Source organism: Desulfomicrobium baculatum DSM 4028 (genome assembly GCF_000023225.1).
GTDB classification, from domain to species: domain Bacteria; phylum Desulfobacterota; class Desulfovibrionia; order Desulfovibrionales; family Desulfomicrobiaceae; genus Desulfomicrobium; species Desulfomicrobium baculatum.
In genome coordinates, this window is sequence record NC_013173.1 from 3,176,005 (window position 1) to 3,197,934 (window position 21,930).

Consider the following 21,930-nt stretch of genomic DNA (forward strand, 5'->3'; position numbering starts at 1 on the left):
GCCAGCAGCACGAGAATCAATGAAAACCATCCCTGAACTCAAAGTCCGCCAACTCAAGATCGAGCCGGATCCGCGCAAGATCCTGCGCAGCACCGACATCCGCGACAACGTCAGCGCCGTATGCCTTTTCCAGCCCCGTGCCCGCAAGGCCCTGGAGATGGGCCTCTCCATACCGGGCATGGAATACAATGTTTATGTTGCCGGAGAACCGGGACTTGGCCGGACATATCTTGTCGAAAACTTTCTTCTTCCCCGGGCCCAGACAGGTACGACGCCACCAGACCTCGTCTATCTGAACAATTTCGACAACCCTGACAAGCCACTCCTGGTCAGCCTTACGCCCGGCCAGGGGAAAATCCTCAAAGAGAACCTGCAGCGCATCGTCAAGCGCCTTCGCCGCGACCTGCCGCGTCACTTTGAGCAGGCCAGCTATCTCCGACTGCAGAACAAGCTCTTCACCAAGCTGGCCCTGGTGCGCGACGACCTGATGGACAGAATGGATGAAGCCGCCCAGAAAAAGGGGTTCAGCCTGAACATCGACGACTCCGGGGCGGTATCGCTGACACCGCTGGTGGACGGCAAAGTCCTCAGTTCGGAAGAATTCGAACGTCTTGAGTCCTCCCAGAAAAAAGTCATCAAGGATCAAAGCAGCGCCGTGCTCAACACCATTGCGGACCTTTCGCGACTGGTCAACAAAAGTGAGCAGGAATTCCGGGCCAAGGAAGTGCAGTTGGCGCAAGAGCATGCCGCGAGCCTCGTGGACCGCCTGCTTATGCCGATCCACAAAAAATTCGCCGACAACAAGGCTCTCAAGAAGTATTTCGATTCCTTCAAGGAAGACATCCTCGAAAACCTGCCCCACTACCAGGGCCGACAGGAACGGGAACCGCGCACGGGCCCGGAGCAGCAAGGCGAAGGCCTGTCGGACTCCTTCTTTGGGCGCTATGATGTCAACCTCTTTGTGGACAATTCCGAAGTCACCGGCGCGCCCGTGGTCAAGGAGATCAACCCCGGCTTTTTCAACCTCCTCGGATGCGTGGAGCGTGAAACGGAATGGGGCACCTACTACACCGATTTCTCCCTGATCAAGGCCGGGGCGGTGCACCGGGCCAACGGTGGCTTTCTCATACTGCGCGTGGATGACCTCTTGAACCACCCCGCCGCCTGGGAAGGCCTGCTGCGCTGCCTGCGCACCAAGCAGTCGAGCCTGGACGACCCCACGGATCATTATGACATGCTGCGCACCCGCACCATCAGCCCGGACCCGATCCCGCTTTCCCTCAAGGTGCTGCTCATCGGTGACGACGAGACATACGAACTGCTCTACATGCACGACGAGCGGTTCAGGAAGATATTCAAGCTCAAGGCTCATATCCAGGACACCGTGGAACGCACGCCCGAATCCATCACCGGATATGCCCAGGCCCTGGACCGCGCCGGACGCGAAACCGGCCTGCGCGGGTTCACCAAGGACGCTTACGCCGAGCTTGTGAACTATTCGACCCGCATGGCCGAGGACAGGGAACGACTGTCGCTGCATTTCTCGCATTTACGCGAAATCATGATCGAATCCAATGCATTGGCCATCAGCCAGGACAAGCGCATCATCGACGCCGGCATCGTCAAGCTGGCTCTGGATGAGCGTGAATACCGGACCAATCTGTACCAGGAAGAATTCCTGCGGGAATACGACCGCAGATCCATCAAGGTCCTCACCCAGGGACAGGGAGTCGGCGTGGCCAACGGCCTGTCCGTGACCCAGGTGGGGGATTACGTCATGGGCCTGCCCCATCAGATTTCCTGCACTGTAGGCGTGGGTCACGGCGGCATCATGGACCTGGAACGGGAGGCCGAACTGGGCGGACCCATTCATACCAAGGGCATGATGATCCTCAAGAGCTATTTCGTGAACCTCTTTGCCCGCAACAAACCGCTCGTGCTGACCGGCAGTCTGTGCTTCGAACAGAGCTACGCCCAGGTCGACGGAGACTCGGCATCCGGCGCGGAACTGGCCGCCCTGCTCTCCGCCCTCTCAAACGTGCCGATCCGTCTCGACCTGGCCTTCACTGGGGCCATCTCCCAGTCGGGAGCGATCATGGCCGTGGGCGGGGTCACGCACAAGGTGGAGGGCTTTTTTGAGGTCTGCAGGAGACGCGGCCTCACCGGCCAGCAGGGAGTCCTGCTGCCCAGAGACAACATCGTGCACCTGGTGCTCAGGGACAATGTGCTGCAGGCCATAAAGGACGGGCAGTTCCATATCCACCCCGTGAGCACCATCGAGGAGGCCATGGAGTTCCTGACCGGCACACGAGCGGGCGAGCGTTTGAAAGACGGCCGCTTTTCGCCGAACTCCATCTACGCGGCCGTGGACGAAAGGCTGACTGAGCTCGCGGTTCTGGCCGAAAAGAAATGCGCCATGCCCAGGCGAAAAAGTATTAAAAAAGCCGGATCCTAGAAAGGGACCCGGCTCTTTTTCACTGCGCCAGAAGTTCCGGATTTCTTTGGCCCATGGCTCCATAGAGTTCAGCCACGGACCGCTCATAGTCCGAAAGCGCCTCGTGCAGACTGGCTTCACTGAGCGTCTGCTTGGCCTGGGCGTCGAGCACGTCCGTATTGGTGCCCACCTGGGCCTCGTATCTGGCCACGGCCATGCGGTAGCTCTCCTTGGCGGCGATCAGCCCTTGCCTGGCGGCAGAGATGCGTTTTTCGGCGGTTTCAATCTGCAGAAAGCTCTTCTTGACCTCAAACGCGGCGTCGTTCTCAAGATTCAGATATTCCTGACCCAGCCGGCTCACATTTTTTTCCGCCTGCTTTTCCCCGTAGTAGGTCTTTCCCCATTCGAAGAAAGTCCACTTCATTCCAACCTGCGCGTTCCACTGACTGGGCGTATGATAGTCTCCACCGTGCACCAGGGGATCCTCTCCGGCCCGGACGTAGTTGAAATCCGCGCCGACCTGCGGGTAATACGGCACCGCCGCGAGCACCTTGTCCTTTTCGGCCAACATGACGGACTGCCGGGCAATGCGCAGATCCGGACGGTGCTGCCCGGCGCGCGCCAGACATTCTTCAAGGGTCAGCGGCATGGGAAAATATCGCAACTCCCCGGCATACTCCACGTCCGCTTCCACGCTCTTGCCAAGCAGGGTGTTGAGTTGCGCGTTCAACGTCGCTTCATTGTTTTTCGCGGACAGCATGAGCTGCTCGGCATTGGCCACATCGACCTCGGCCTGCAGCATATCGAGCTTTGGACGCAGGCCAACCTCGTAAAAAGCGGTGCTCACCTTCAACTGCGACCGCAGACGGACAAGGGAATCCTCGGCAGAGCGGACATTCTCCCGGGCCTGCAACAGACGCAAAAACGTGTCCTGAATGGCAACGATCAGCTGCAACTCGACATTGTCGATCTGCGATGCGGCCTGCTCCTTCTGCAAAATGGTTTTTTCATGCGTCGTCAGCAGGTTGAATCCCGTGAACAGCGGCTGATGCACGTTGAAGACAAGCTCCCAGTTGTCAAGCGCGCCTGCGGTGAACCCAAGGGACTGCGGCCGCTCATCGAGCCGGGTGTAGCCATACTGGGTGCTCAGGGCTGGCCCAAAGGCGGCCTTGGCCGACTTGACGGCATAGTCCGACGCAGAAAGCGCCTCCCGCGCGGCCAGAATTGAAGGGTTCGACTTGAGCCCGATCTCCACCGCCTCTCGCATGGTCAAGGTCTCTGCCCCCCAGGCAGAAAAAGAAAATAGGCAAAAAACGATCAGGCACAGACTGCACTTCCATATCTTCATAAAACACTCCGAAGCCGGTTGTTTGGATAGTTTTCCAGGCAATGAGGGCCGCATACTCCTCCCCTTCTCAAAAGGCCACCCCGCCGCCACGTCCGGCCCTTGACTTGTGAAGAAAAGAACTTGAAGTCAAGCAGGATCTCGCTTATAATTTTGGACTAGATCATAATCAAGAGGAGGCATCCCATGTTTTCTGGACTTATTCTTGCCCTGGGTCTTTGCTGTGTCGGCCTGATCGTTTATTCCCTGAACAAGGAACACGGCCCCGACAAACATCATCATTAATCACCTGTTCCGCCCTTAGCTCAGCTGGATAGAGTAGCGGACTTCGAATCCGTTGGTCGCATGTTCGAATCATGCAGGGCGGGCCATCCAGGCGGATAGCGATGCGGAGCGAAGGGTTGCCTCTCCGGGGGCAACGGGTCTGCCGGGCTCGGACTTGAACGCGATGACGGAAATTCGAAAAAGTGCAAAATTCCCTCTTGCCTTCGTTCCTCCCTTTGCATAAAAGCACCTCTCACCACACGTTGCCGGGGTAGCTCAGTCGGTAGAGCAGGGGACTGAAAATCCCCGTGTCGGCAGTTCAACTCTGTCCCCCGGCACCATGAAATCAAGGTCGCACTACGCGGCCTTTTTTTTTGTGCCCCGTCCGCTTCATATCAAAAACAACCTGCGATCCGCCGCGACTTACGTTGGGGGAACCGAACATGGCACGTAATTTCACAAACTTCATTTTTGGACTTGCCAAAACAGACCGATTTCCATAGTAACGGTCTTCCGTTGAGCCGGGGTAGCTCAGTCGGTAGAGCAGGGGACTGAAAATCCCCGTGTCGGCAGTTCAACTCTGTCCCCCGGCACCATGAAATCAAGGTCGCGCTATGCGGCCTTTTTTCTTTTCAAGAAGCGTGCAGAGCATCCCGCACTCCCGGACACCATGCCCCGCCAGCCGCACGAATCTTGCCGCGCATGCTGCCTGCATGCGAAGACCGGTTTCACGTTTCCGCCACAAATCTTGACGAAACCGGGCCGGAGCACCTAACCTGAGCGGATGCACCGGTCTTGAATCAGGAGAATTCCGCCCATGCTTATCACCCAACGACGCTTTTCAAACACCTTCACGTTCACGTTCGAGCCGGACACCCTGACCTACTCCAGAACCGACGCCTATGGCTCGCATTCCTTCGAACTGCCCTACGGCTCCATAGGCATGGACCCGCACCGGACCACGGAACGAAACGCGACCCTGTTCAACGGAGGGATTCTCCTTTCGGTCTGGGGACTGGCCCAGGCGGGATACGCACTGGCTCACGGCGACCCTCTCGGGATCATCTTCCTCTTCCCGGGGATCGCGTGCTTCCTGCTCCATGTTCTGACCAAAATCGAGCTGACATCACTCGGCTCCGACGCCGGAGAAATCGTGCTGCTCCACGACAAGCAGCACGACCGCATCATGGAGACAATACAGGAACGCAGAAAAAAACAGCTGCTCGAATGGTATGGAAACATCAACTTCGCCAATGATCCCGAAGAGGAAATACGCAAATTCCACTGGCTCCACTCCCAGCATCTGATCAGCGAAGGCCAGTTGCAGCAGATCATCACAACCATCCGCAACGCCGACATCGAAGGGATGGACGGGATCGACGATTCTATCCCGCCCCAGCAATAATCCCTCTGACAACAGGGGAGCGCGGGGAGCAACCATTTTCACCCCCTGGCTGGCCCCGCTCATCCTTTTTTAGAAAATCAGCCCTGACCGCAGACCGGCCCATCCATGGCCAAGACGAAGCCGATCCAGAAATCCGCCCGCGCCGTTGTCCGCGCACTGTCCAATAGTCCAGTCCGCGCCGCGCCGCGCCCACTCTCCGGCATTGCCCACGGCGGCACAGGCACCGCAAAGGGCAAAGAGCGGCTCGTCATTTTCCGTATCGCCTACGGCCAGGGAATGCAGCACCGGCCACGTGGCCTGTTCCATGACGGTGCGGGCGGCCTGCCCCTTGTTGCCACGCTTGGGCAAGAACTCCAGAAAATGCCGGTCACTGCGACAGCAATCCACGCCCAGTTCCAAAGCCAGAAGACGCAGCTCTCGCTCCCGCCGCAGGTCATCGCCGTCCACGATGCACAGAATCTTCAGCGCCTCGCCCGGCAGGGGCGTCCGCGTGGGCCTTATTTCCCCGTAGCGGTCGAAAATCTCGTCCAGGGATGCCGGCCACATTCCTCCCGTCTCGATACCGAGCGGCCGGTAGATGGCAATGGGCAAACCCCTGCTCTCAAGCGCGGCGCGCAATGCATCCGCAGCGTCTCCGAGTTCGTCCAAAACGGTTATCCCATTCTTGTCCAGCAGACACGACCCGTTGCCCGCCACTTGAGTCGTCTCCAGGCCCAATTCCAGGGCCAGCGGGGCGATGCTGAGCGGATGCTTGCCCGTGGCCAGTGAAAAGGCTCCGCCTGCCGCCACATAGGCCTTGACCGCGGCCTTGTTCGAGACCGAGAGCCTGTCTCCCGGACGGATGAGCGTGTTGTCCACGTCACAAAAAACCCAAGGCAACGGGCGGCGCTCAGTGGCCATGTCCCGCGCCCACTGCAAAAACCCGTCACGCACCTCATCCACCATGATCGCGGCACGGCGAACCTTATCCGGATTGTGCGGGTTACGGGTGGCGATATCCTGGAAACGGCGCGCAAAAGAGACCCTCCCGCCCACTCCCGCCGCGCGCCAATCGGCCACGGTCACTGCCCGCACCAGCCAGGCTGCATCGGGCAAAGGCTGGCGCTGCGCATACTGTTCGCTCACGGCAGGATCCAGACCAGACTTCCGACCCGCCCATGAATGGCGCAATACGCCCTCTGTGACCCACGGATGCTCCTCCTGATCGGCCAGAAACAAGGCGCCGTCCAGGGGATGATAATCAAACCGACGCAGCGCCGGAGCGTATCCGATGTCATGCAGCAGGGCCGACCGGACGAGCAACTGCGCATCTTCCGCAGGCAAGGAAAAACTGCCGGCGATATCTTTGGCAAAAGACGCGGCGTCACGCATATGCGCAAGACGCGGCCCGTGATCCACAAAAAGGGAATCCAGGACGCGGATATCGAAACCCGACTCGAGGCAAGACGAAACGAAAGACATGTGATTTCCTATAAAAGATGATGGTGAGGAGCGAAGAGACGGGGACCGACGACTCGCAAAAAAAGTATTTGCCGTTTACTTTCAAGATGATTCGGCTTAATCAGCTGAGCCTAATCATAGAGGATTGTGGCAATGAAACAAGCTGAAAATTTACTGCGGCAAGCACAGAACATTGTTCGACGACTGGGCATCCATCCCCTGATTCTCATTCTGGGTCTCTTGTTTTGCCTGTTTTTCCCACGCTTCTTCCTTCTCGCCGCCTTTGGCTACGGAGTCTATTGGGTGGTCAAAAACATCGGCTTCACCCGGCAAGGGGATGGACGCAAAGGCCGGGGAAGAAAGTAGACCGATTTCAATACAATGAGAGGAATTCCATGGCTTCCGATTCATCCTTTTTCATGCGCATTCTCCGGGCCATCATTCACAGGGTCTGGGCCGTCCTCTTTTTCCTGTCCGTCCTGTCCTTGCTTTCCGTGGCCAACCACTGGTGGGACATCATCGTAAGCGGCTACCATGCGCTGGAAAGCTCGATCCTGACCGGAATAGAACTGATTCGCGGCTAAGGCTCACCCATCCTCATCCAGCAACCTCTCCTCGGTGTGGATTTCGTTCCAGGCCGGAGAACCCGGAGTCGTCTCCCGTTGCCGGGGACGGGTCCTGCCCACGGACGTGGATTCGGCAACCTCTTTTTCAATCTGCCGCCGACGCTTGAAATTTCCCAGAATTCCATCCACTTTTTCGATTTTATCCGGCATTTCAAATATCCAGCGCTTCGGGCGCTCGCCCAGGAATAATGGCCGCCAGTTGCTCGTGCCTGAGTTGATTCAATGCGGCCGGAACCTGCGGCATGCCATCAGGCCCCACAAAGTTCCCGTCCTTCCGCGAACCGGATTTTGCGCCCTGTTCACAGGCAGCGCCAAGCCCGGGCAGAGGGCGCACCAGTTGCGGCAAGGGTGTCTCCTCGGGCATTCTGAATGAGTGGGCCGGGCATGGCGGCTGGGCGCCGATGGGAATGTCTGCGCTGCAGTCCGCCACGGCCTCGGGACTGCCCGCGCACGCCAGGCAAAAGGCCGCGATACAATTCTGTAGCGCGGCGTCCTCCCCGTCCTCGATCATCCGGCACGAATGCAGCGGACACTGGACATGCCCGCACTCCCGGACAAACTTGGGGCTTCCTCCCTGACAGCACAGACAGATTTTCCGGATTACACCGGTCATTGCGTTCCTGGCGGTCATGCAACCCTCTCCTTGGTCCTGGCGGAATAGAATTGCTTCACCTTACGCGTGAATTTGGCATGCATCAATGCCCAAAATGGAGAACTCCCGACTCCACATATCACCGGCCAAAACCATATTTCAGAAAAAATGACCGGCGGTCATAAAAAATCTTGACAGCCTCCTCGCAAACTGAGTAGTCAGGCAATCGTTATGACAAACTTCTCCCTCAATCACAGCCTGTACTTTTTTTGGTACTTTTATTTTAGCAGAGCCTGTGGTCTGAGGGGACTGCTTTAGCCTTATTTGACAAAAGCAAACCAACCTTAGGGCCGCAGGCGACACGCCGGCGGCCCTTTTTTACATTCAAGGCCCCGGGCGCCCGGCCGAAACCGGAGGAAAATCATGAACATGGGAAAAAGCGTACGACTGGAGAGGATCTTCAACCGCAACACGGGCCGCAGCATCATCGTGCCCCTGGACCACGGGACCACGGTCGGCCCCATCGAAGGACTGGTCGACCTGCGCTCCACAGTGAACAAGGTGGCCGAAGGCGGAGCCAACGCGGTGCTCATGCACAAGGGCCTGCCGCGTTGCTCGCACCGGGGCCATGGCCGCGACGTGGGCCTCATCATTCACCTTTCGGCCAGCACCACGCTGTCCCCCTTCCCCAATGCCAAGATCCTGGTCGGCACGGTCGAAGACGGGATCAAGCTCGGCGCGGATGCGGTGTCCGTGCACCTGAACCTCGGTGACGAGTCCGAACGCGACATGCTGCGCGACATGGGTCAGGTCGCCTCCAAATGCGCCGAATGGGGCATGCCGCTCCTGGCCATGGTTTACGCCCGCGGCCCCAAGGTCAAATCCGAATGGGATCCGGCCACCGTGGCGCACTGCGCTCGCCTGGCGGAAGAACTTGGCGCCGACGTGATCAAGGTCGTATACACCGGAGACCCGGAGTCCTTTTCCAGAGTGACCGAAGGCTGCTGCATTCCCATCGTCATTGCCGGCGGCCCGCGCATGGAATCTCCGCGCGACATCATCCAGATGGCTCATGACTCTGTTGCCGCCGGCGGCGCAGGCCTGTCCATGGGTCGCAACATCTTCCAGGCCGAAAACCCGACCCGCCTGGTGCAGGCCTTGCACGCAGTGGTGCACATGGATTACTCCGTCGATCAGGCCCTGGCCCTGCTTGAAGAACCCAAACTCTAGGTCCGCTTCATGAAAAAAGTACTCTTTTCCGGCGTCCCCTTTGACAAGGGCGAGATCACCCTGGCTCTGGAATCCGGCGTGGACGCGGTCATCGTCGAGCGCGAGCACGTCGCCTCGGTGCAGGCCCTGAGCAAGATCCCGGTCCTGGCCGCCGAAGACCAGCCCTATGTCCTCCTGGCCTCCAAGGCAGACGAGGAAGAGGCCGTGAGGCTCCTGGCCCAGGGCAGGGACGTCATCCTGAGGGAAGGCTGGGAAATCATCCCCGTGGAAAACATCCTGGCCCAGTCCGAACATCTAGCCGTGGAGGCCGCAAGCCTGGAACGGGCACGCCTCGCGGCGGGCATCCTGGAGCGCGGGGTCGAAACCGTGGTCGTCCTGCCTCAAGCCGCCGCAGATCTTAAAACCATTGTCCGCGAACTCAAACTGAGCCAGGGAATCATGGAACTGGAAACCGCGACGGTCACCGCCGTCACCTCCGCAGGACTCGGACACCGCGTCTGCGTGGACACCATGAGCCTCCTTAAATCCGGTCAAGGCATGCTGGTCGGCAATTCCAGCGCCTTCACCTTCCTCATCAACGCCGAGACCGAATCCAACCCCTACGTGGCCCCCCGCCCGTTCCGCATCAATGCCGGAGCCGTACACGCCTACGCGGCCATGCCCGGGGACAGAACCACGTACCTGGATGAACTCAAAACCGGAACAGAAGTGCTCATCGTCGGCGCCGACGGTTCGACCACCCTGGCCACGGTGGGCCGCTGCAAGGTCGAGATCCGGCCCATGCTGCTCATCGAAGCCGAGGCGGGTGGCAAGATCGGCACCCTCTTCCTGCAGAACGCCGAGACCATCCGCATGGTCCGCGACGACGGCCGCCCGGTCAGCGTGGTCGACCTCAAGATCGGCGACAAGGTGCTGTGCCGCACGGATCAGGCCGGACGGCATTTCGGCATGCGCATCACCGAGGAGATCAAGGAATGAACTCGTCCACGCAGCGCCTGACCGAGATCCGGACCCAGATCGACGACCTGGACGAACGGATCCTCGATCTCTTGAACAAACGCGCTTCTTTAAGCCGCGAAGTGGGCCAGCTCAAATCCGATTCCCTGGACATCGTCTTCAAGCCCTTCCGCGAAAAGGAAGTTTTGAGCCGCCTGAACGCCTTGAGCCCCGGCATCCTGCCCGAAGATCACCTGCGCGCCATCTACCGCGAGATCCTGTCCTCCTCCCGCCGCCTGCAGCAGCCCCAGACCGTGGCCTACCTCGGCCCCGAGGGCACCTTCACGCATCTGGCGGGCCTTGAGTACTTGGGCCGCTCCATGGACTTCACCCCCTGCCCGACCCTGCACGACGTCTTTTTGACCGTGGCCTCGCGCAAGGCGGACCTTGGCGTCATTCCGCTCGAAAACTCCCTGCAGGGCAGCGTGGGCCAGAGCCTGGACCTCTTCCTGCAGTACAATGTCTATATCCACGCCGAGCTTTTCAGCCGCATCAGCCATGCTTTGCTCGCCGTGAACGCCGACCTGTCCTCCGTGCGCACGGTCTATTCCCATCCTCAGGCCCTGGCCCAGTGCTCCGGATGGCTGCGCACCAACGTGCCCCAGGCCTCCGTCATCCCCACCGAGAGCACGGCCGCGGCCGCGGCCCAGGCCGAGCGCGAGGGCGACGGCTCCGCAGCCATCGGGCACCCAAGGCTGGTGGAACGCTATGGCCTGAAAGCCGTGGCGCTGGACATCCAGGACCTGCCGGACAACTGGACCCGCTTTCTGGTCATCGGGCCCACGCCGACGGTCGGCAGCAGTCGCGACAAGACCTCCCTCCTGTTCACCACGCCGGACCGGCCCGGCGCCCTGGCCGCCATCCTGAACCTGCTGGCCGACCAGGGGCTGAACCTGACCAAGCTGGAATCGCGGCCCCTCAAGGGCGAAAAATGGAAATACGTCTTCTTCATGGACGTGGAATGCGACCTGTCCCAGGAACAGTATGAAAACACCATGAACAACCTGACCAGCCTCTGCCACACCATGCGCGTGCTCGGCAGCTACCCCACGGGCCCGCACCTCTACGGCGCTGGCATGGTCCAGGAGCAGGCATGAAACCCGTCATCGACATCACCGCGCCCTCATCCAAGTCCCTGTCCCACCGGGCGCTGATCTGCGCGGCCCTGGCCGAAGGCGAGTCGCTCCTCGAAGGCGTGCTCGACAGCCAGGATCTGACCCGCACCGCCGGGTGCCTGCGCCTTCTGGGGGCACTCATAACGCCTCAAGGCGGCAAGCTCTTTGTGCGCGGCATCGGCGGGAAGACAGGAGCCAGCGCAGAAGGCCCCGTCTCCATGAACGTCGGCGAATCCGGCACCACCTGCCGGCTCATGGCCGGCGTAGTCACGGCCATCCCTGGCATCTACCGCATCCACGGCGAGGGGCGCATCCACGACCGTCCGGTCGCGCATCTGACCGACGCCCTGACCCAGCAGGGTGTGCGCGTCACCTTCGAGGAAAAAAGCGGCTACCCGCCCATGGTCATGTCCAGCCCCGGCCTGATCGGTGGCGAGGTGACCATCAACCTGGAGCAGAGCAGCCAGTATCTCTCGGGCCTGCTCCTGGCCGCGCCCCTGGCGACCGGGACGACGACCATCCGCCTCATCGGCAGGTCCGTGGCCTCCTGGCCCTATGTCGCACTGACGCTCGACACCATGGCCCGCTTCGGCGTGCCCGTGATCCTGGAACGCAGAATCCTGGACGATTGGCATTCCTGCACCCACGCCGAGGCGGCGGGTCTTCCCCCCACGGACATCCGGCTCGTCGTCCACCCGGCCCCCTACCGGGCCGGAGCCATGCGCGTCGAGGGCGACTGGTCCAATGCCTCCTACTTTCTGGCCGCAGGGGCCGTGGGCACGGCTCCGGTCCGCATTTCCGGGCTCAGCAGGCAGTCGGCCCAGGGAGACCGCTTCATGCTCGAAATCCTGTCCCGCATGGGCGCGTCCGTCGAATGGCAGGACGACGTGGTCACGGTTTTTCCGTCAGCGCTGCGCGGCACGCAGGTCGACATGAACGCCTGTCCGGACATCGTGCCCACAGTGGCGGCCATGGCCGCCTTCGCCACCGGCGAGACAATCATCTCCGGAGCCGCGCACCTGGCCCTGAAGGAATGCGACCGCATCCTGGGACCGGTCACGGAACTGTCCAAGGCCGGTGTGAATATCGAGGCCCGTCCCGACGGCATGATCATTCGCGGCAACGGCGGGCTTCTGCCGCGCAGCGTGGACCTGTGCACCTACGGCGACCACCGCATGGCCATGAGCTTCTCCCTGCTCGAACTGGGGGGCATCAGCGTAAACCTCGACAACCCCTCCTGCGTGGCCAAATCCTTTCCTGGGTTCTGGGACGTCTGGAGCCTGATCCGCCTCGGCAACGGCCTGGGAGCCACGCATGAGTCTTAGCCCCGCATCGGCCATCGTGGTCATCGGCGCCAAAGGGCAGATGGGGGCGCGCTTCGTACGCAGCTTTCGCGAAGCGGGCAACCCCGTGACCGAGTTCGACCATCCCCTGGATCTGGCCAGGCTGCCCGGCGCCGTGCGGGGGGCCGCCCTTGTCCTCTTGTGCGTACCCATCACGGCGATGAAGGATGTCGTCGCCTTGGTGGCCCCGCATCTCACGCAGACGACCATCCTGGCCGACATCTGCTCGGTCAAGGTCCAGCCCCTGCGTGACATGCTGTCCCAGACCACAACGCCCGTGGTCGGCACCCATCCACTTTTCGGCCCCGAAACGCTTGACGTGGAGCTACGAATTGCCGTAACTCCGGGACGTGACCAGGAAGCGACCGATAATCTATCAAGCTGCTTCCGCGATCTGGGATTTTCCCCGTTCACCACAACGGCCGATGAGCATGACAAAGCCATGGCCTACATCCAAGGACTCAACTTCGTGACAACCGTCGCTTACCTCTGTGCTTCCCCTCTGGAAAACGGAATCGAGCGTTTCTTCACGCCCTCGTTCGGACGACGCGTGGAGGCGGCCACGAAAATGATCACCCAGGACGCCCCCCTCTTCTCCACCATGTTCGAAGCGAACCCCCACAGCCTTGAAGCCGTGCGCGCGTTTCGTTCATACCTGAACGTCGCCGCCGGCGGCGATCTGGAACTTTTGAGCCAGAAGGCTCTTTGGTGGTGGCGCAAGCAGCATGACGCAGGGGGACCCGCTTCCTGACGGCATCGCAGTGCCGTTAGTTCAGGCATAAAAGGCATTAAAGCCGGATCCTCCCAGGATCCGGCTTTTTTTTATTCAAAATTCAACAATCGATTATGGAGGCACCATGATCACCCTACCCCAACAGGGGACCTGGCTCCCGGCGGACACACAGACGCCCATCTCCCTGTACCTGACACTGGTGCGCGAAAAACAGGGTTTCCTCCTTGAAAGCACCGAGGTGGACGGACGGCTGGGCCGGTATAGCCTCATCGGCTGGGATTATCGCCTGATCCTCTCCTGCTCCGGCGGCAAGCTCGACGTGCAGAGCTACGACCCGCGCCTGCATGCCTTGAAGGAATTCAGCGGCCAGGATTACGTGTCCGGGCTGCGCGCCTGCCTGAACGCCCTGACCGTCACCGGCCCCGAAAACCTGGGCCCGCTCCCGGCCGTGACCAGGAGCGTGTGCGGCTACATGGCCTACAACATGGGCGGCATCTTCGAGCCGGCCCTGGCCGACCGCTTGCGGCCCGAAGAAGGGCGCTCCATCATGGTCCTGCCGGGCAAGGTCATCCTCTTCGACCACCTGCATCACCGCTGTTGCTACCTGACGCTCGATTCGACCACCAACCTGAACGGCTGCCAGCGCCCGAGCACCCCGGCTCCGCCCGTGGTCGGCGCCATCACCACCACGCCGAACCAGGATGAATTCCTGCGCCGTGTGGGCCGGGCCAAGGATCTCATCACCGAGGGCGAGGCAATCCAGATCGTGCTCTCGACCCGCTTCTCGGCTCCGTTCTCAGGCTCCGCCTTTGAACTGTACAGGCGTCTGCGGCAGATCAACCCCTCTCCTTACACCTTCTTCATGTCCTTCGGGGAGTTGACCATCATGGGCTCCTCGCCGGAACTGCTCATCCGCTGTGAGGACGGCCTCTTGCAACTGCGGCCCATCGCCGGAACCCGCGTACGCGGAGCGACAGAGGCCGAGGATCAGGCCTTGGCCGAGGAACTGCTGGCCGACGAGAAAGAGCGGGCCGAGCATGTCATGCTCGTGGACCTGGGCCGCAACGACCTCGGCCGCATCGCCGCCCCCGGCACCGTACACGTCGACAAATACATGCAGGTCGAGCGCTTTTCCCATGTCATGCACCTGACCTCCTACCTCTCGGCCCATCTGGCCGAGGGCCTCGACGCCATCGACGTGCTCAAGGCCGGATTCCCGGCAGGCACCGTCTCCGGCGCTCCCAAGATCCGGGCCATGCAGATCATCGCCGACGAGGAGAAGCTTGATCGCGGCCCCTATGCCGGCGGCATCGGCTGGATCGGCCTCGACCAGGGGCAGGTCAACCTCGACACGGGCATCACCATCCGTTCCCTCTGGGTCGAGAACGGCCAGATCAACTGGCAGGCGGGCGCAGGCCTCGTCTTTGACTCGGATCCCGAAAAGGAATGGCAGGAGTGTCACAACAAGGCCAGGGCAATTCTGAAGGCTATCACCAGCACCGGAGGCGGCGATGATTTTACTGATCGACAACTTTGACTCGTTTACTTTCAACCTGGTTCAGGTTTTCCAATCTTTGGGCGCAAACCCCTTGGTGCTTCGTAACAACGAGCCGGAAATCCTGAACCTGGCCACGGACCCGCGCCTGCGTGGCGCGATCATCTCCCCCGGCCCCAGCCACCCGCGCAACACCGGGCTGTGCCTGCAGTTTCTGGATCTGGTCCCGAAAAGCGTGCCGGTCCTTGGCGTCTGCCTCGGGCACCAGACCCTGGCGCACCACAGCGGCGTGACCGTGGGCTCGGCCCGGCGCATCATGCACGGCAAAACCTCGGATATCCGCCACGCCGGGACCGGCCTCTTTGCGGGGCTGCCAAACCCCATGCAAATCGGGCGCTACCATTCCCTGGCCGTGCATGAGGAAGGACGGACCGACCTGCCCTTCACCGTCACCGCCCGCACCGACCGCGGCGAGGTCATGGCCCTGGCCTTCAGGGATCGCCCCTGGGTCGGCGTGCAGTTCCACCCCGAATCCGTGCTCACGCCGGACGGCCCGAAGCTTCTCAAAAACTTCCTCAGCATGTGCGACACCACGGAGTAAGCCATGAACACCATCAGCCATATCCTCGAACACCTGACCACGGGCGCGGACCTCTCCGCTCCCCAGGCCAAGGAAGCCTTCGACCTCCTGCTGACGGGCGAGGTCTCCCCGGTGCAGGCCGGGGCCTTTTTGATGGGCCTGCGGGCCAAAGGCGAAACCGCCGCCGAGCTCTCGGCCGCCGTGGAAGCGGCACTTAGCCAGGCCCGGCTCATTCCCGGACTCTCGGGCAAGCGCATCGACACCTGCGGCACGGGCGGCGACGGCCAGCACAGCTTCAACTGTTCCACGGCCGTGTCCTTCTTCCTGGCCGACATGGGCTATCAGGTCGTCAAGCACGGCAACCGCGCCGTGTCGAGCAAGTGCGGCAGCGCCGACGTGGTCGAAGACTTGGGTTACCCTCTGGTCACGGAACCCGAGGAGGCGCGGGCGGAGCTGGCGCGACGCAACTTCGTCTTCCTCTTCGCCCCGCATTTCCATCCGGCCTTCAGGCATGTGGGGCCGGTGCGGCAACAGCTTGGCGTGCGCACCATCTTCAACCTCATGGGCCCGCTCCTGAACCCGGCCCTGCCCACGCACCAGATATTGGGCGTGCCGGATTTTCGCTTCGCGCCCATGATCGCCCAGGTCCTGGCGGCCAGAAAGGGCTTGGAGCGCGCGGCCATCGTCCACGGCGCGGGCGGCTTCGACGAACTGACCCCCTGCGGCCCCGGACAGGTCATCTTCATCGAACACGGCGTGATCCGCGAAACAGTCCTCGACCCGGCGGATTTCGGCCTCTCGACCTGCGTGCCGAGGGCTCTGGCCTGCGACAGCAAGGAAGAAGCGCTCAAGCTGCAACGTCAGGTCCTGACGGGAAAAGGCCCCAAATCCCTCCAGGACATGGTCACCCTGAACCTCGGAGTGGCCATCTACCTGCTGGAGGACAATCTGCCCCTGGAGCTGGCCATGGAAATGGCGCAGGCCAAGGTGGAACAGGGACTCTCGCACGGAGTGTGCCATGCTTGAGAAATTCCGCCTGGCCAAGGAAGCGGAAGTCCGGGAGCTCCTGCGCCTGCGCGACGCCGGGCATGTGCATACGCCTTGGGGCCGCCCCCGTCCGGGTTTTGGCGCGGCTCTGACCCGGTCCGGATCATCGGGCATCATCGCCGAGTACAAGCGCGCCTCCCCGTCCAAAGGCGACATCAACGTAAGCGTCACGCCCGCTGAAGCCTGCGCCGGGTACGCCAAGGCCGGGGCCTGCGCTTTGTCCATCCTGACCGAGAGCCGCTATTTCAAGGGCGACCTCTCCTTTCTGGCCGAGGTCGCCGGCCTTGGCCTGCCGCTCTTGCGCAAGGACTTCATCATCCATCCCTTGCAGGTGGAGGCGACCACGGCCACCCCGGCCTCGGCGATCCTGCTCATCGTGCGCATGTTCGAGGATTTGAACAATCTGGCCACGCTGCATACCCTGTGTTTGAAACATGGCCTTGAGCCTGTGGTGGAGGTCTTCGACGAACGCGATCTGGACCGGGCCAAGGAAATCGGGAGCACCATCATCCAGGTCAACAATCGCGACCTGGACACGCTGACCACGGACCTTGGCCGCTGCCTGGACATGGTGCGGCGCAAGGAGGAAGGTGAAATCTGGATCGGGGCCAGCGGCATCGCAACCTTCGAGCAGGTGCGGGAACTCAAAAGCGCTGGCCTGGACGCGCTCCTCATCGGTACGGCGCTCATGCAGCACGGCGATCCCGGCCAGGGTCTGGCCGCGCTGACCGGAGGGAGATCATGATCATCAAGGTTTGCGGCATGACCAGGTCCGAAGACGTCGAATTCTGCGACGCGCTCGGCATTGACCTCCTGGGCTTCATCTTTCATCCTGAGAGCCCCAGAAACATTGCGCCGGAATGGGTCGCCACCCAAAAGCCCGGCCGCGCCCTCAAGACCGGCGTCTTCGTGCGCCAGGGCGTGGAGGAAATCAGCGCCATCGCCAAAGCGTCAGACCTCGACCTGCTGCAACTCCACGGCGGGCACACTCTGGAACAGTGCCGGGACCTCGGACCCGAGCGGGTCATCAAGACCCTATGGCCCCAACGTTATGCGACCACGGAACTCCTGCTCGCGGACATGCTCCTTTTCGCCCCGGTCTGCCGGGCCATTCTGCTCGACAGCGGGACCAGCGGCGGCGGACACGGCACAAGCCTGAGTGCCACCGATCTGCAACGACTCAAATGCCCCCATCCCTGGTATCTGGCCGGGGGCCTCGGGCCGCACAACCTGACGGCCATGAAATTCACCGGCGCGAGCGGCTTCGATCTCAACTCCGGAGTGGAAAACCTTCCCGGAATCAAGGATCATGAGAAAATCCGCACCGCCTTACACATACTGCGAGGAAAACCATGAGCAGAATATCCGACATGCTCCCCCGTCATTTCGGCCCTTACGGCGGCCGCTATGTGCCGGAGATGCTTGTTCCGGCCCTGGAAGAGCTGGAACAGGGCTACCAAAAATACAAGGACGATCCCGAGTTCACGGCCGAACTGACGGACCTGTACCAAAACTACTGCGGCCGCCCCACGCCGCTCTACTTCGCCGAGAACCTGACCCGCGAGCTTGGCGGCTGCAAAATCTACCTGAAGCTCGAAGGGCTGGCACACACCGGCGCGCACAAGATCAACAACGCTCTCGGCCAAGCGCTGCTGGCCAAACGGCTGGGCAAGACCAAGGTCATCGCCGAGACCGGGGCTGGTCAACACGGCCTGGCCTCGGCCACGGTGGCCGCGCGGTTCGGCCTTGAGTGCAGGGTCTTCATGGGCGAGGTGGACGTGCGCCGCCAGTACCCCAACGTCTATGCCATGAAGCTCCTCGGCGCCGAGGTCATCCCGGTCACCGACGGCACTAGAACCCTGAAGGACGCGGTCAACGCCACCCTCAAATACTGGATTCAGAACTTGAAAGACACGCACTACATCCTGGGCTCGGCCCTTGGGCCGTTCCCCTACCCGGTCATCGTGCGCGATTTCCAGTCCGTCATCGGCCGCGAAGCGCGCGCCCAGATCCTGGAACGCGAGGGCAGGCTGCCCAATCATCTGGTAGCCTGCGTGGGCGGCGGCTCCAACTCCATCGGACTCTTCCATCCCTTTCTGCAGGACACGGGCATCCGCTTCCACGGGGCCGAGGCCGGAGGACGAGGCCCTGCCATTGGCGACAATGCGGCCCGCTTCGGCGGTAAACCCAAGGTCGGCATCGTGCAGGGCTACAAGAGCTATTTTCTGCAGGACGAGAGCGGACAGCTGCAGAACACCCATTCGGTCTCGGCGGGCCTCGATTATGCCGGGGTCGGACCGGAGCTGGCCTGGCTGCATGACCAGAACATCATCGAATTCGCGCCTATCACCGACGTGAAAGCACTCGATGCCTTCAAGCGCCTGACGCGGCTGGAGGGGATCATCCCGGCGCTCGAATCCTCCCACGCCGTGGCTCGTGCCATCGAACTGGCACCGACACTGCCGAAAGACGAGATCATGATCGTCAACATCTCCGGGCGCGGCGACAAGGACATCTTCATCACGGCCATGGAACTGGACCGCGAAAACTGGATAGCATTTTTGGAGAACGAGGTGCGCCATGGAAAATAATATCGACCGGGCGCTGGCAAACGCGGCAAGCATCCAGCTCATGACCCATGTGGTGGCCGGGTACCCGAATCTGGACGTGAACGCCGATCTCATCCGGCTCATGGCCAGGCGGGGGGTGAAACTCATTGAAATCCAAATCCCCTTCACCGATCCACTGGCCGATGGCCCGACCATCATGCGCGCCAACCAGGCCGCCCTTGATCAGGGCGTCACGCCCCGCCACTGCTTCGAGCTGTGCGCGGCCCTTTCCAGGGAACTGCCGGAGGTGGCGTTCCTGTTCATGACCTACGCCAACATCCCGTTTGCCTTGGGGCTTGAAACGTTCATGGCCAAGGCCAGGCAGAGCGGGGCCAGCGGCCTGATCCTGCCCGACCTGTCCTGGGACGAGAGCGACGGCGACTACGCCGGGGCCGCCCGCGAACACGGACTGCACCCGGTCATGGTCATTTCCCCGGACACGCAAAGCCCGCGTCTGGACGCCATCCTGAGCCGCGCCTCAGGCCTGTTGTACACGACGCTCAAAGTCGGCATCACCGGGGCCGGAGCCGGCATCGATCAGACCGGCGTGGATTATGTCCGAAGCCTGAAGAAAAAAACCGGCCTGCCCATCGCCGCCGGTTTCGGCATCTCAAGCCCCGATCACGTCCGCATGCTGGACGGCTTGGCCGACGTGGCCGTGATCGGCAGCCACATCATCAACCTGATGGATGCACAGGGGCTGGGGGCCGTGGATGAATTTTTGGCGGCGTGTGGGGATTGAACACGTTGTGGCGGTGCGCACGTTCCGTAGGGGCGAAAAATTTTTCGCCCCTACAATGCATCGCCCTGACAACCAAACCGCGCACGTGATCCTTCGCCGTTCGGCCGGTGTGATCGTCCATTATTGATGATCCGCGCATTTCCGTAGGGGCAAAAAATTTTTTGCCCTCCCAGCGCCCGTGCGCCCCTACATTGATTTTCCAATTTTGCAAATCACCCTCAAAAACAAGACAAGCCCTGCGCTCTTTGCTAGGTTTCGCGCAACACCCTGTTGCGGAGGAAACCCATGCCCGAATATCCGATCTTCAATTGCAAAAATTCCGACGATGTCGTCAAAGCCGTGCGTGAACACAAGATCGAGCTGGTCCAGTTCTGGTTCGTGGATGTGCTTGGGACGTTGAAAAGCTTTCAGGTTTTGCCCGGCGAACTGGAGGCGGCCTTTGAGGAAGGGATGGGTTTTGACGGCTCTTCCCTGGAAGGATTTTGCAGAATTGAAGAAAGCGACATGATCGCCATCCCGGACCCGGCCACGTTTCAGCTGGTCACCTGGCGGCAGACCTCCGCGCCCATCGCGCGCATGTTCTGCGACATTCTGGAACCAAACGGCACTCCCTTTGCCGGGGACAGCCGCCATTGCCTGAAACGCAACCTGCAGGCTGCCGCGAGCAAAGGCTATTCCTTCTATGTCGGACCTGAACTGGAATTTTTCCTGTTTGAAAGCTCGACGTCCCCCAAGCCTCTCGATGCGGGCGGCTATTTCGACGCGCCACCGCTGGATCTGGCCGGAGACATCCGCCGCGAAATCATCTCCTGTCTGCGCTCCATGGGCATCCCCGTGGAATACGGACACCATGAGGTCGCGCCCAGCCAGCACGAGCTCGCTCTGCGCTATACCGACGCCCTCAAGATGGCGGACACGGCCATCACCTACCGCGTGGTGGTCAAGGAAATCGCCCGCCAGAACGGCTGCTACGCGACCTTCATGCCAAAGCCCCTCTACGGCGAGAACGGCAGCGGCATGCACGTGCACCAGTCCCTGTTCAAGAATGGGCGCAACCTCTTCTACGACGCCGACGGCGACCATCACCTGAGCCGCGAGGCCAAGTCCTACATCGCGGGGCTGCTAACGCACTGCAAGGAATTCACGGCCATCACCAACCAGTGGGTCAACTCCTACAAGCGTCTCGTGCCCGGTTTCGAGGCTCCGACCAACATCGCCTGGGCGCGGCGCAACCGCTCCACCCTGGTCCGTGTGCCCATGTACAAGCCGGGCAAGGAGGCAGCCACCCGCGTCGAGCTGCGCTCCCCCGACCCGGCCTGCAACCCGTACCTGACCTTCGCCTGCATGCTCGCGGCGGGCCTCAAAGGCATCGAGGAAAACTACGTCCTGTCCGCCCCCGTGGAAGAGGACATCTACAACATGACCTCAGGGGACCGCCGGGCTCGCGGCATCGAGAGTCTGCCGGGCAGCCTGGAAAAAGCCCTTGAAGCCATGGAGGGCAGCACCCTGATCCGCGAGGCCCTGGGCGAGCACATCTTCACCAAATTCCTGGCCAACAAACATATAGAGTGGGACCAGTACCGCTCGCAGGTCACGAATTACGAACTGGAGAGATACTTACCCCGGCTGTAAAACAATAGGTCCGATAGGTCAGACGACCTGTCGGACCTCTATCCGAACCCGCCCGCCAGAAACCGTCGCGAGCATCCTCGTCTGCCTCATTCACACCAGACCAACTACCTGCTTGACGGACAAATCCGGCAGCTCGAAAAAGCCGTCATCGAAGAAGGCGGACTTTTACGAACGCATGACCCGCGCCCGTATCACACGGCGCGCAGGCCATCCCGAAAGCGCTGTCTAGACCCTCCTTCGAAGCAAATGGTCCGACCTTTCCCCTCTTTTTCCGCCAACCGGGTTGACACCTGAGCCTTCTT

The 21,930-nt window shown here is 61.3% G+C and carries 21 protein-coding genes and 3 tRNA genes; 20 read left to right on the forward strand and 4 right to left on the reverse strand.

Going from position 1 to position 21,930, the window contains the following annotated elements; translation table 11 throughout:
• The first annotated feature begins 19 nt into the window (after positions 1-19).
• A complete protein-coding gene (locus DBAC_RS14000) occupies positions 20-2,455 on the forward strand; it encodes a Lon protease family protein (protein ID WP_015774963.1) in 2,436 nt (811 codons plus the stop codon).
• Positions 2,456-2,474: 19 nt separating this feature from the next.
• Here DBAC_RS14000 and DBAC_RS14005 read toward each other — a convergent pair whose 3' ends face one another.
• On the reverse strand, positions 2,475-3,701 hold the full coding sequence (locus DBAC_RS14005) for a TolC family protein (protein ID WP_228644991.1): 1,227 nt from the start codon (positions 3,699-3,701) through the stop codon (positions 2,475-2,477).
• Between the two features lie 372 nt (positions 3,702-4,073).
• Between DBAC_RS14005 and DBAC_RS14010 the strand changes: the two genes are divergently transcribed.
• The 4 genes from DBAC_RS14010 to DBAC_RS14025 all read left to right on the forward strand — a co-directional run bounded on the left by DBAC_RS14010 (position 4,074) and on the right by DBAC_RS14025 (position 5,448).
• Positions 4,074-4,150, forward strand: a tRNA-Arg gene (locus DBAC_RS14010).
• A 158-nt stretch (positions 4,151-4,308) separates the two neighbouring features.
• Positions 4,309-4,384, forward strand: a tRNA-Phe gene (locus DBAC_RS14015).
• A gap of 179 nt (positions 4,385-4,563) precedes the next feature.
• Positions 4,564-4,639 (forward strand) — tRNA-Phe (locus DBAC_RS14020).
• A 221-nt stretch (positions 4,640-4,860) separates the two neighbouring features.
• Entirely contained in the window at positions 4,861-5,448 is a 588-nt protein-coding gene (locus DBAC_RS14025) for a hypothetical protein (protein ID WP_015774966.1), read from the forward strand.
• 69 nt (positions 5,449-5,517) lie between these two features.
• Here the strand turns inward: DBAC_RS14025 and DBAC_RS14030 are convergent, their stop codons facing one another.
• A complete protein-coding gene (locus DBAC_RS14030) occupies positions 5,518-6,909 on the reverse strand; it encodes an HAD hydrolase family protein (protein WP_015774967.1) in 1,392 nt (463 codons plus the stop codon).
• A gap of 132 nt (positions 6,910-7,041) precedes the next feature.
• Here DBAC_RS14030 and DBAC_RS14035 point away from each other — a divergent pair, with 132 nt between their 5' ends.
• Both DBAC_RS14035 and DBAC_RS14040 read left to right on the forward strand, forming a co-directional pair.
• Positions 7,042-7,254 carry a hypothetical protein gene (locus DBAC_RS14035; RefSeq protein WP_015774968.1) on the forward strand — a complete coding sequence of 71 codons (213 nt, stop codon included), beginning with the start codon at positions 7,042-7,044 and terminating at the stop codon, positions 7,252-7,254.
• A 29-nt stretch (positions 7,255-7,283) separates the two neighbouring features.
• Positions 7,284-7,472, forward strand: coding sequence for a hypothetical protein (locus DBAC_RS14040; protein ID WP_015774969.1), 189 nt, complete (start codon positions 7,284-7,286; stop codon positions 7,470-7,472).
• Between the two features lie 3 nt (positions 7,473-7,475).
• Here DBAC_RS14040 and DBAC_RS14045 read toward each other — a convergent pair whose 3' ends face one another.
• Both DBAC_RS14045 and DBAC_RS14050 read right to left on the reverse strand, forming a co-directional pair.
• Positions 7,476-7,664, reverse strand: coding sequence for a hypothetical protein (locus DBAC_RS14045; RefSeq protein ID WP_015774970.1), 189 nt, complete (start codon positions 7,662-7,664; stop codon positions 7,476-7,478).
• A 1-nt stretch (position 7,665) separates the two neighbouring features.
• Complete coding sequence (locus DBAC_RS14050; protein ID WP_015774971.1) at positions 7,666-8,145, reverse strand: hypothetical protein; 480 nt, start codon at positions 8,143-8,145, stop codon at positions 7,666-7,668.
• A 384-nt stretch (positions 8,146-8,529) separates the two neighbouring features.
• Here DBAC_RS14050 and DBAC_RS14055 point away from each other — a divergent pair, with 384 nt between their 5' ends.
• From DBAC_RS14055 to DBAC_RS14115, 13 genes are all read left to right on the forward strand, one after another.
• Positions 8,530-9,336: a 2-amino-3,7-dideoxy-D-threo-hept-6-ulosonate synthase gene (locus DBAC_RS14055; RefSeq protein ID WP_015774972.1), complete on the forward strand. Its 807-nt coding sequence runs from the start codon at positions 8,530-8,532 to the stop codon at positions 9,334-9,336.
• Between the two features lie 9 nt (positions 9,337-9,345).
• A complete protein-coding gene (locus tag DBAC_RS14060) occupies positions 9,346-10,314 on the forward strand; it encodes a 3-dehydroquinate synthase II family protein (protein ID WP_015774973.1) in 969 nt (322 codons plus the stop codon).
• Positions 10,311-11,429 carry a prephenate dehydratase gene (gene pheA, locus DBAC_RS14065; RefSeq protein ID WP_015774974.1) on the forward strand — a complete coding sequence of 373 codons (1,119 nt, stop codon included), beginning with the start codon at positions 10,311-10,313 and terminating at the stop codon, positions 11,427-11,429. Before DBAC_RS14060 ends, pheA begins: the two co-directional genes overlap by 4 nt.
• Positions 11,426-12,772 carry a 3-phosphoshikimate 1-carboxyvinyltransferase gene (aroA, locus tag DBAC_RS14070; protein WP_015774975.1) on the forward strand — a complete coding sequence of 449 codons (1,347 nt, stop codon included), beginning with the start codon at positions 11,426-11,428 and terminating at the stop codon, positions 12,770-12,772. Before pheA ends, aroA begins: the two co-directional genes overlap by 4 nt.
• Entirely contained in the window at positions 12,762-13,541 is a 780-nt protein-coding gene (locus tag DBAC_RS14075; protein ID WP_015774976.1) for a prephenate dehydrogenase/arogenate dehydrogenase family protein, read from the forward strand. The genes aroA and DBAC_RS14075 overlap by 11 nt, the downstream gene beginning before the upstream one ends.
• 106 nt (positions 13,542-13,647) lie before the next feature.
• Positions 13,648-15,060: an anthranilate synthase component I family protein gene (locus DBAC_RS14080; RefSeq protein WP_015774977.1), complete on the forward strand. Its 1,413-nt coding sequence runs from the start codon at positions 13,648-13,650 to the stop codon at positions 15,058-15,060.
• A complete protein-coding gene (locus DBAC_RS19400; protein WP_015774978.1) occupies positions 15,035-15,619 on the forward strand; it encodes an anthranilate synthase component II in 585 nt (194 codons plus the stop codon). The genes DBAC_RS14080 and DBAC_RS19400 overlap by 26 nt, the downstream gene beginning before the upstream one ends.
• A 3-nt stretch (positions 15,620-15,622) precedes the next feature.
• The gene (trpD, locus tag DBAC_RS19405) at positions 15,623-16,624 is read left to right on the forward strand and encodes an anthranilate phosphoribosyltransferase (protein WP_015774979.1); all 1,002 of its coding nucleotides are present in this window, start codon (positions 15,623-15,625) and stop codon (positions 16,622-16,624) included.
• The gene (locus DBAC_RS14095; RefSeq protein WP_015774980.1) at positions 16,617-17,390 is read left to right on the forward strand and encodes an indole-3-glycerol-phosphate synthase; all 774 of its coding nucleotides are present in this window, start codon (positions 16,617-16,619) and stop codon (positions 17,388-17,390) included. Before trpD ends, DBAC_RS14095 begins: the two co-directional genes overlap by 8 nt.
• A complete protein-coding gene (locus tag DBAC_RS14100; protein WP_015774981.1) occupies positions 17,387-18,001 on the forward strand; it encodes a phosphoribosylanthranilate isomerase in 615 nt (204 codons plus the stop codon). Before DBAC_RS14095 ends, DBAC_RS14100 begins: the two co-directional genes overlap by 4 nt.
• Complete coding sequence (trpB, locus tag DBAC_RS14105; RefSeq protein WP_015774982.1) at positions 17,998-19,236, forward strand: tryptophan synthase subunit beta; 1,239 nt, start codon at positions 17,998-18,000, stop codon at positions 19,234-19,236. Before DBAC_RS14100 ends, trpB begins: the two co-directional genes overlap by 4 nt.
• Positions 19,226-19,996 carry a tryptophan synthase subunit alpha gene (gene trpA, locus DBAC_RS14110; protein WP_015774983.1) on the forward strand — a complete coding sequence of 257 codons (771 nt, stop codon included), beginning with the start codon at positions 19,226-19,228 and terminating at the stop codon, positions 19,994-19,996. Before trpB ends, trpA begins: the two co-directional genes overlap by 11 nt.
• Before the next feature lie 285 nt (positions 19,997-20,281).
• Positions 20,282-21,628, forward strand: a complete 1,347-nt coding sequence (locus DBAC_RS14115; protein ID WP_015774984.1) for a glutamine synthetase family protein — start codon at positions 20,282-20,284, stop codon at positions 21,626-21,628.
• The last annotated feature ends 302 nt before the right edge of the window (positions 21,629-21,930 follow it).

Coding starts and splice junctions, on each gene's coding strand:
- DBAC_RS14000 (WP_015774963.1), top strand. CDS start 20: ATGAAAACCATCCCTGAACTCAAAGTCCGCCAACTCAAGATCGAGCCG.
- DBAC_RS14005 (WP_228644991.1), bottom strand. CDS start 3,701: ATGCGAGAGGCGGTGGAGATCGGGCTCAAGTCGAACCCTTCAATTCTG.
- DBAC_RS14025 (WP_015774966.1), top strand. CDS start 4,861: ATGCTTATCACCCAACGACGCTTTTCAAACACCTTCACGTTCACGTTC.
- DBAC_RS14030 (WP_015774967.1), bottom strand. CDS start 6,909: ATGTCTTTCGTTTCGTCTTGCCTCGAGTCGGGTTTCGATATCCGCGTC.
- DBAC_RS14035 (WP_015774968.1), top strand. CDS start 7,042: ATGAAACAAGCTGAAAATTTACTGCGGCAAGCACAGAACATTGTTCGA.
- DBAC_RS14040 (WP_015774969.1), top strand. CDS start 7,284: ATGGCTTCCGATTCATCCTTTTTCATGCGCATTCTCCGGGCCATCATT.
- DBAC_RS14045 (WP_015774970.1), bottom strand. CDS start 7,664: ATGCCGGATAAAATCGAAAAAGTGGATGGAATTCTGGGAAATTTCAAG.
- DBAC_RS14050 (WP_015774971.1), bottom strand. CDS start 8,145: ATGACCGCCAGGAACGCAATGACCGGTGTAATCCGGAAAATCTGTCTG.
- DBAC_RS14055 (WP_015774972.1), top strand. CDS start 8,530: ATGAACATGGGAAAAAGCGTACGACTGGAGAGGATCTTCAACCGCAAC.
- DBAC_RS14060 (WP_015774973.1), top strand. CDS start 9,346: ATGAAAAAAGTACTCTTTTCCGGCGTCCCCTTTGACAAGGGCGAGATC.
- pheA (WP_015774974.1), top strand. CDS start 10,311: ATGAACTCGTCCACGCAGCGCCTGACCGAGATCCGGACCCAGATCGAC.
- aroA (WP_015774975.1), top strand. CDS start 11,426: ATGAAACCCGTCATCGACATCACCGCGCCCTCATCCAAGTCCCTGTCC.
- DBAC_RS14075 (WP_015774976.1), top strand. CDS start 12,762: ATGAGTCTTAGCCCCGCATCGGCCATCGTGGTCATCGGCGCCAAAGGG.
- DBAC_RS14080 (WP_015774977.1), top strand. CDS start 13,648: ATGATCACCCTACCCCAACAGGGGACCTGGCTCCCGGCGGACACACAG.
- DBAC_RS19400 (WP_015774978.1), top strand. CDS start 15,035: ATGATTTTACTGATCGACAACTTTGACTCGTTTACTTTCAACCTGGTT.
- trpD (WP_015774979.1), top strand. CDS start 15,623: ATGAACACCATCAGCCATATCCTCGAACACCTGACCACGGGCGCGGAC.
- DBAC_RS14095 (WP_015774980.1), top strand. CDS start 16,617: ATGCTTGAGAAATTCCGCCTGGCCAAGGAAGCGGAAGTCCGGGAGCTC.
- DBAC_RS14100 (WP_015774981.1), top strand. CDS start 17,387: ATGATCATCAAGGTTTGCGGCATGACCAGGTCCGAAGACGTCGAATTC.
- trpB (WP_015774982.1), top strand. CDS start 17,998: ATGAGCAGAATATCCGACATGCTCCCCCGTCATTTCGGCCCTTACGGC.
- trpA (WP_015774983.1), top strand. CDS start 19,226: ATGGAAAATAATATCGACCGGGCGCTGGCAAACGCGGCAAGCATCCAG.
- DBAC_RS14115 (WP_015774984.1), top strand. CDS start 20,282: ATGCCCGAATATCCGATCTTCAATTGCAAAAATTCCGACGATGTCGTC.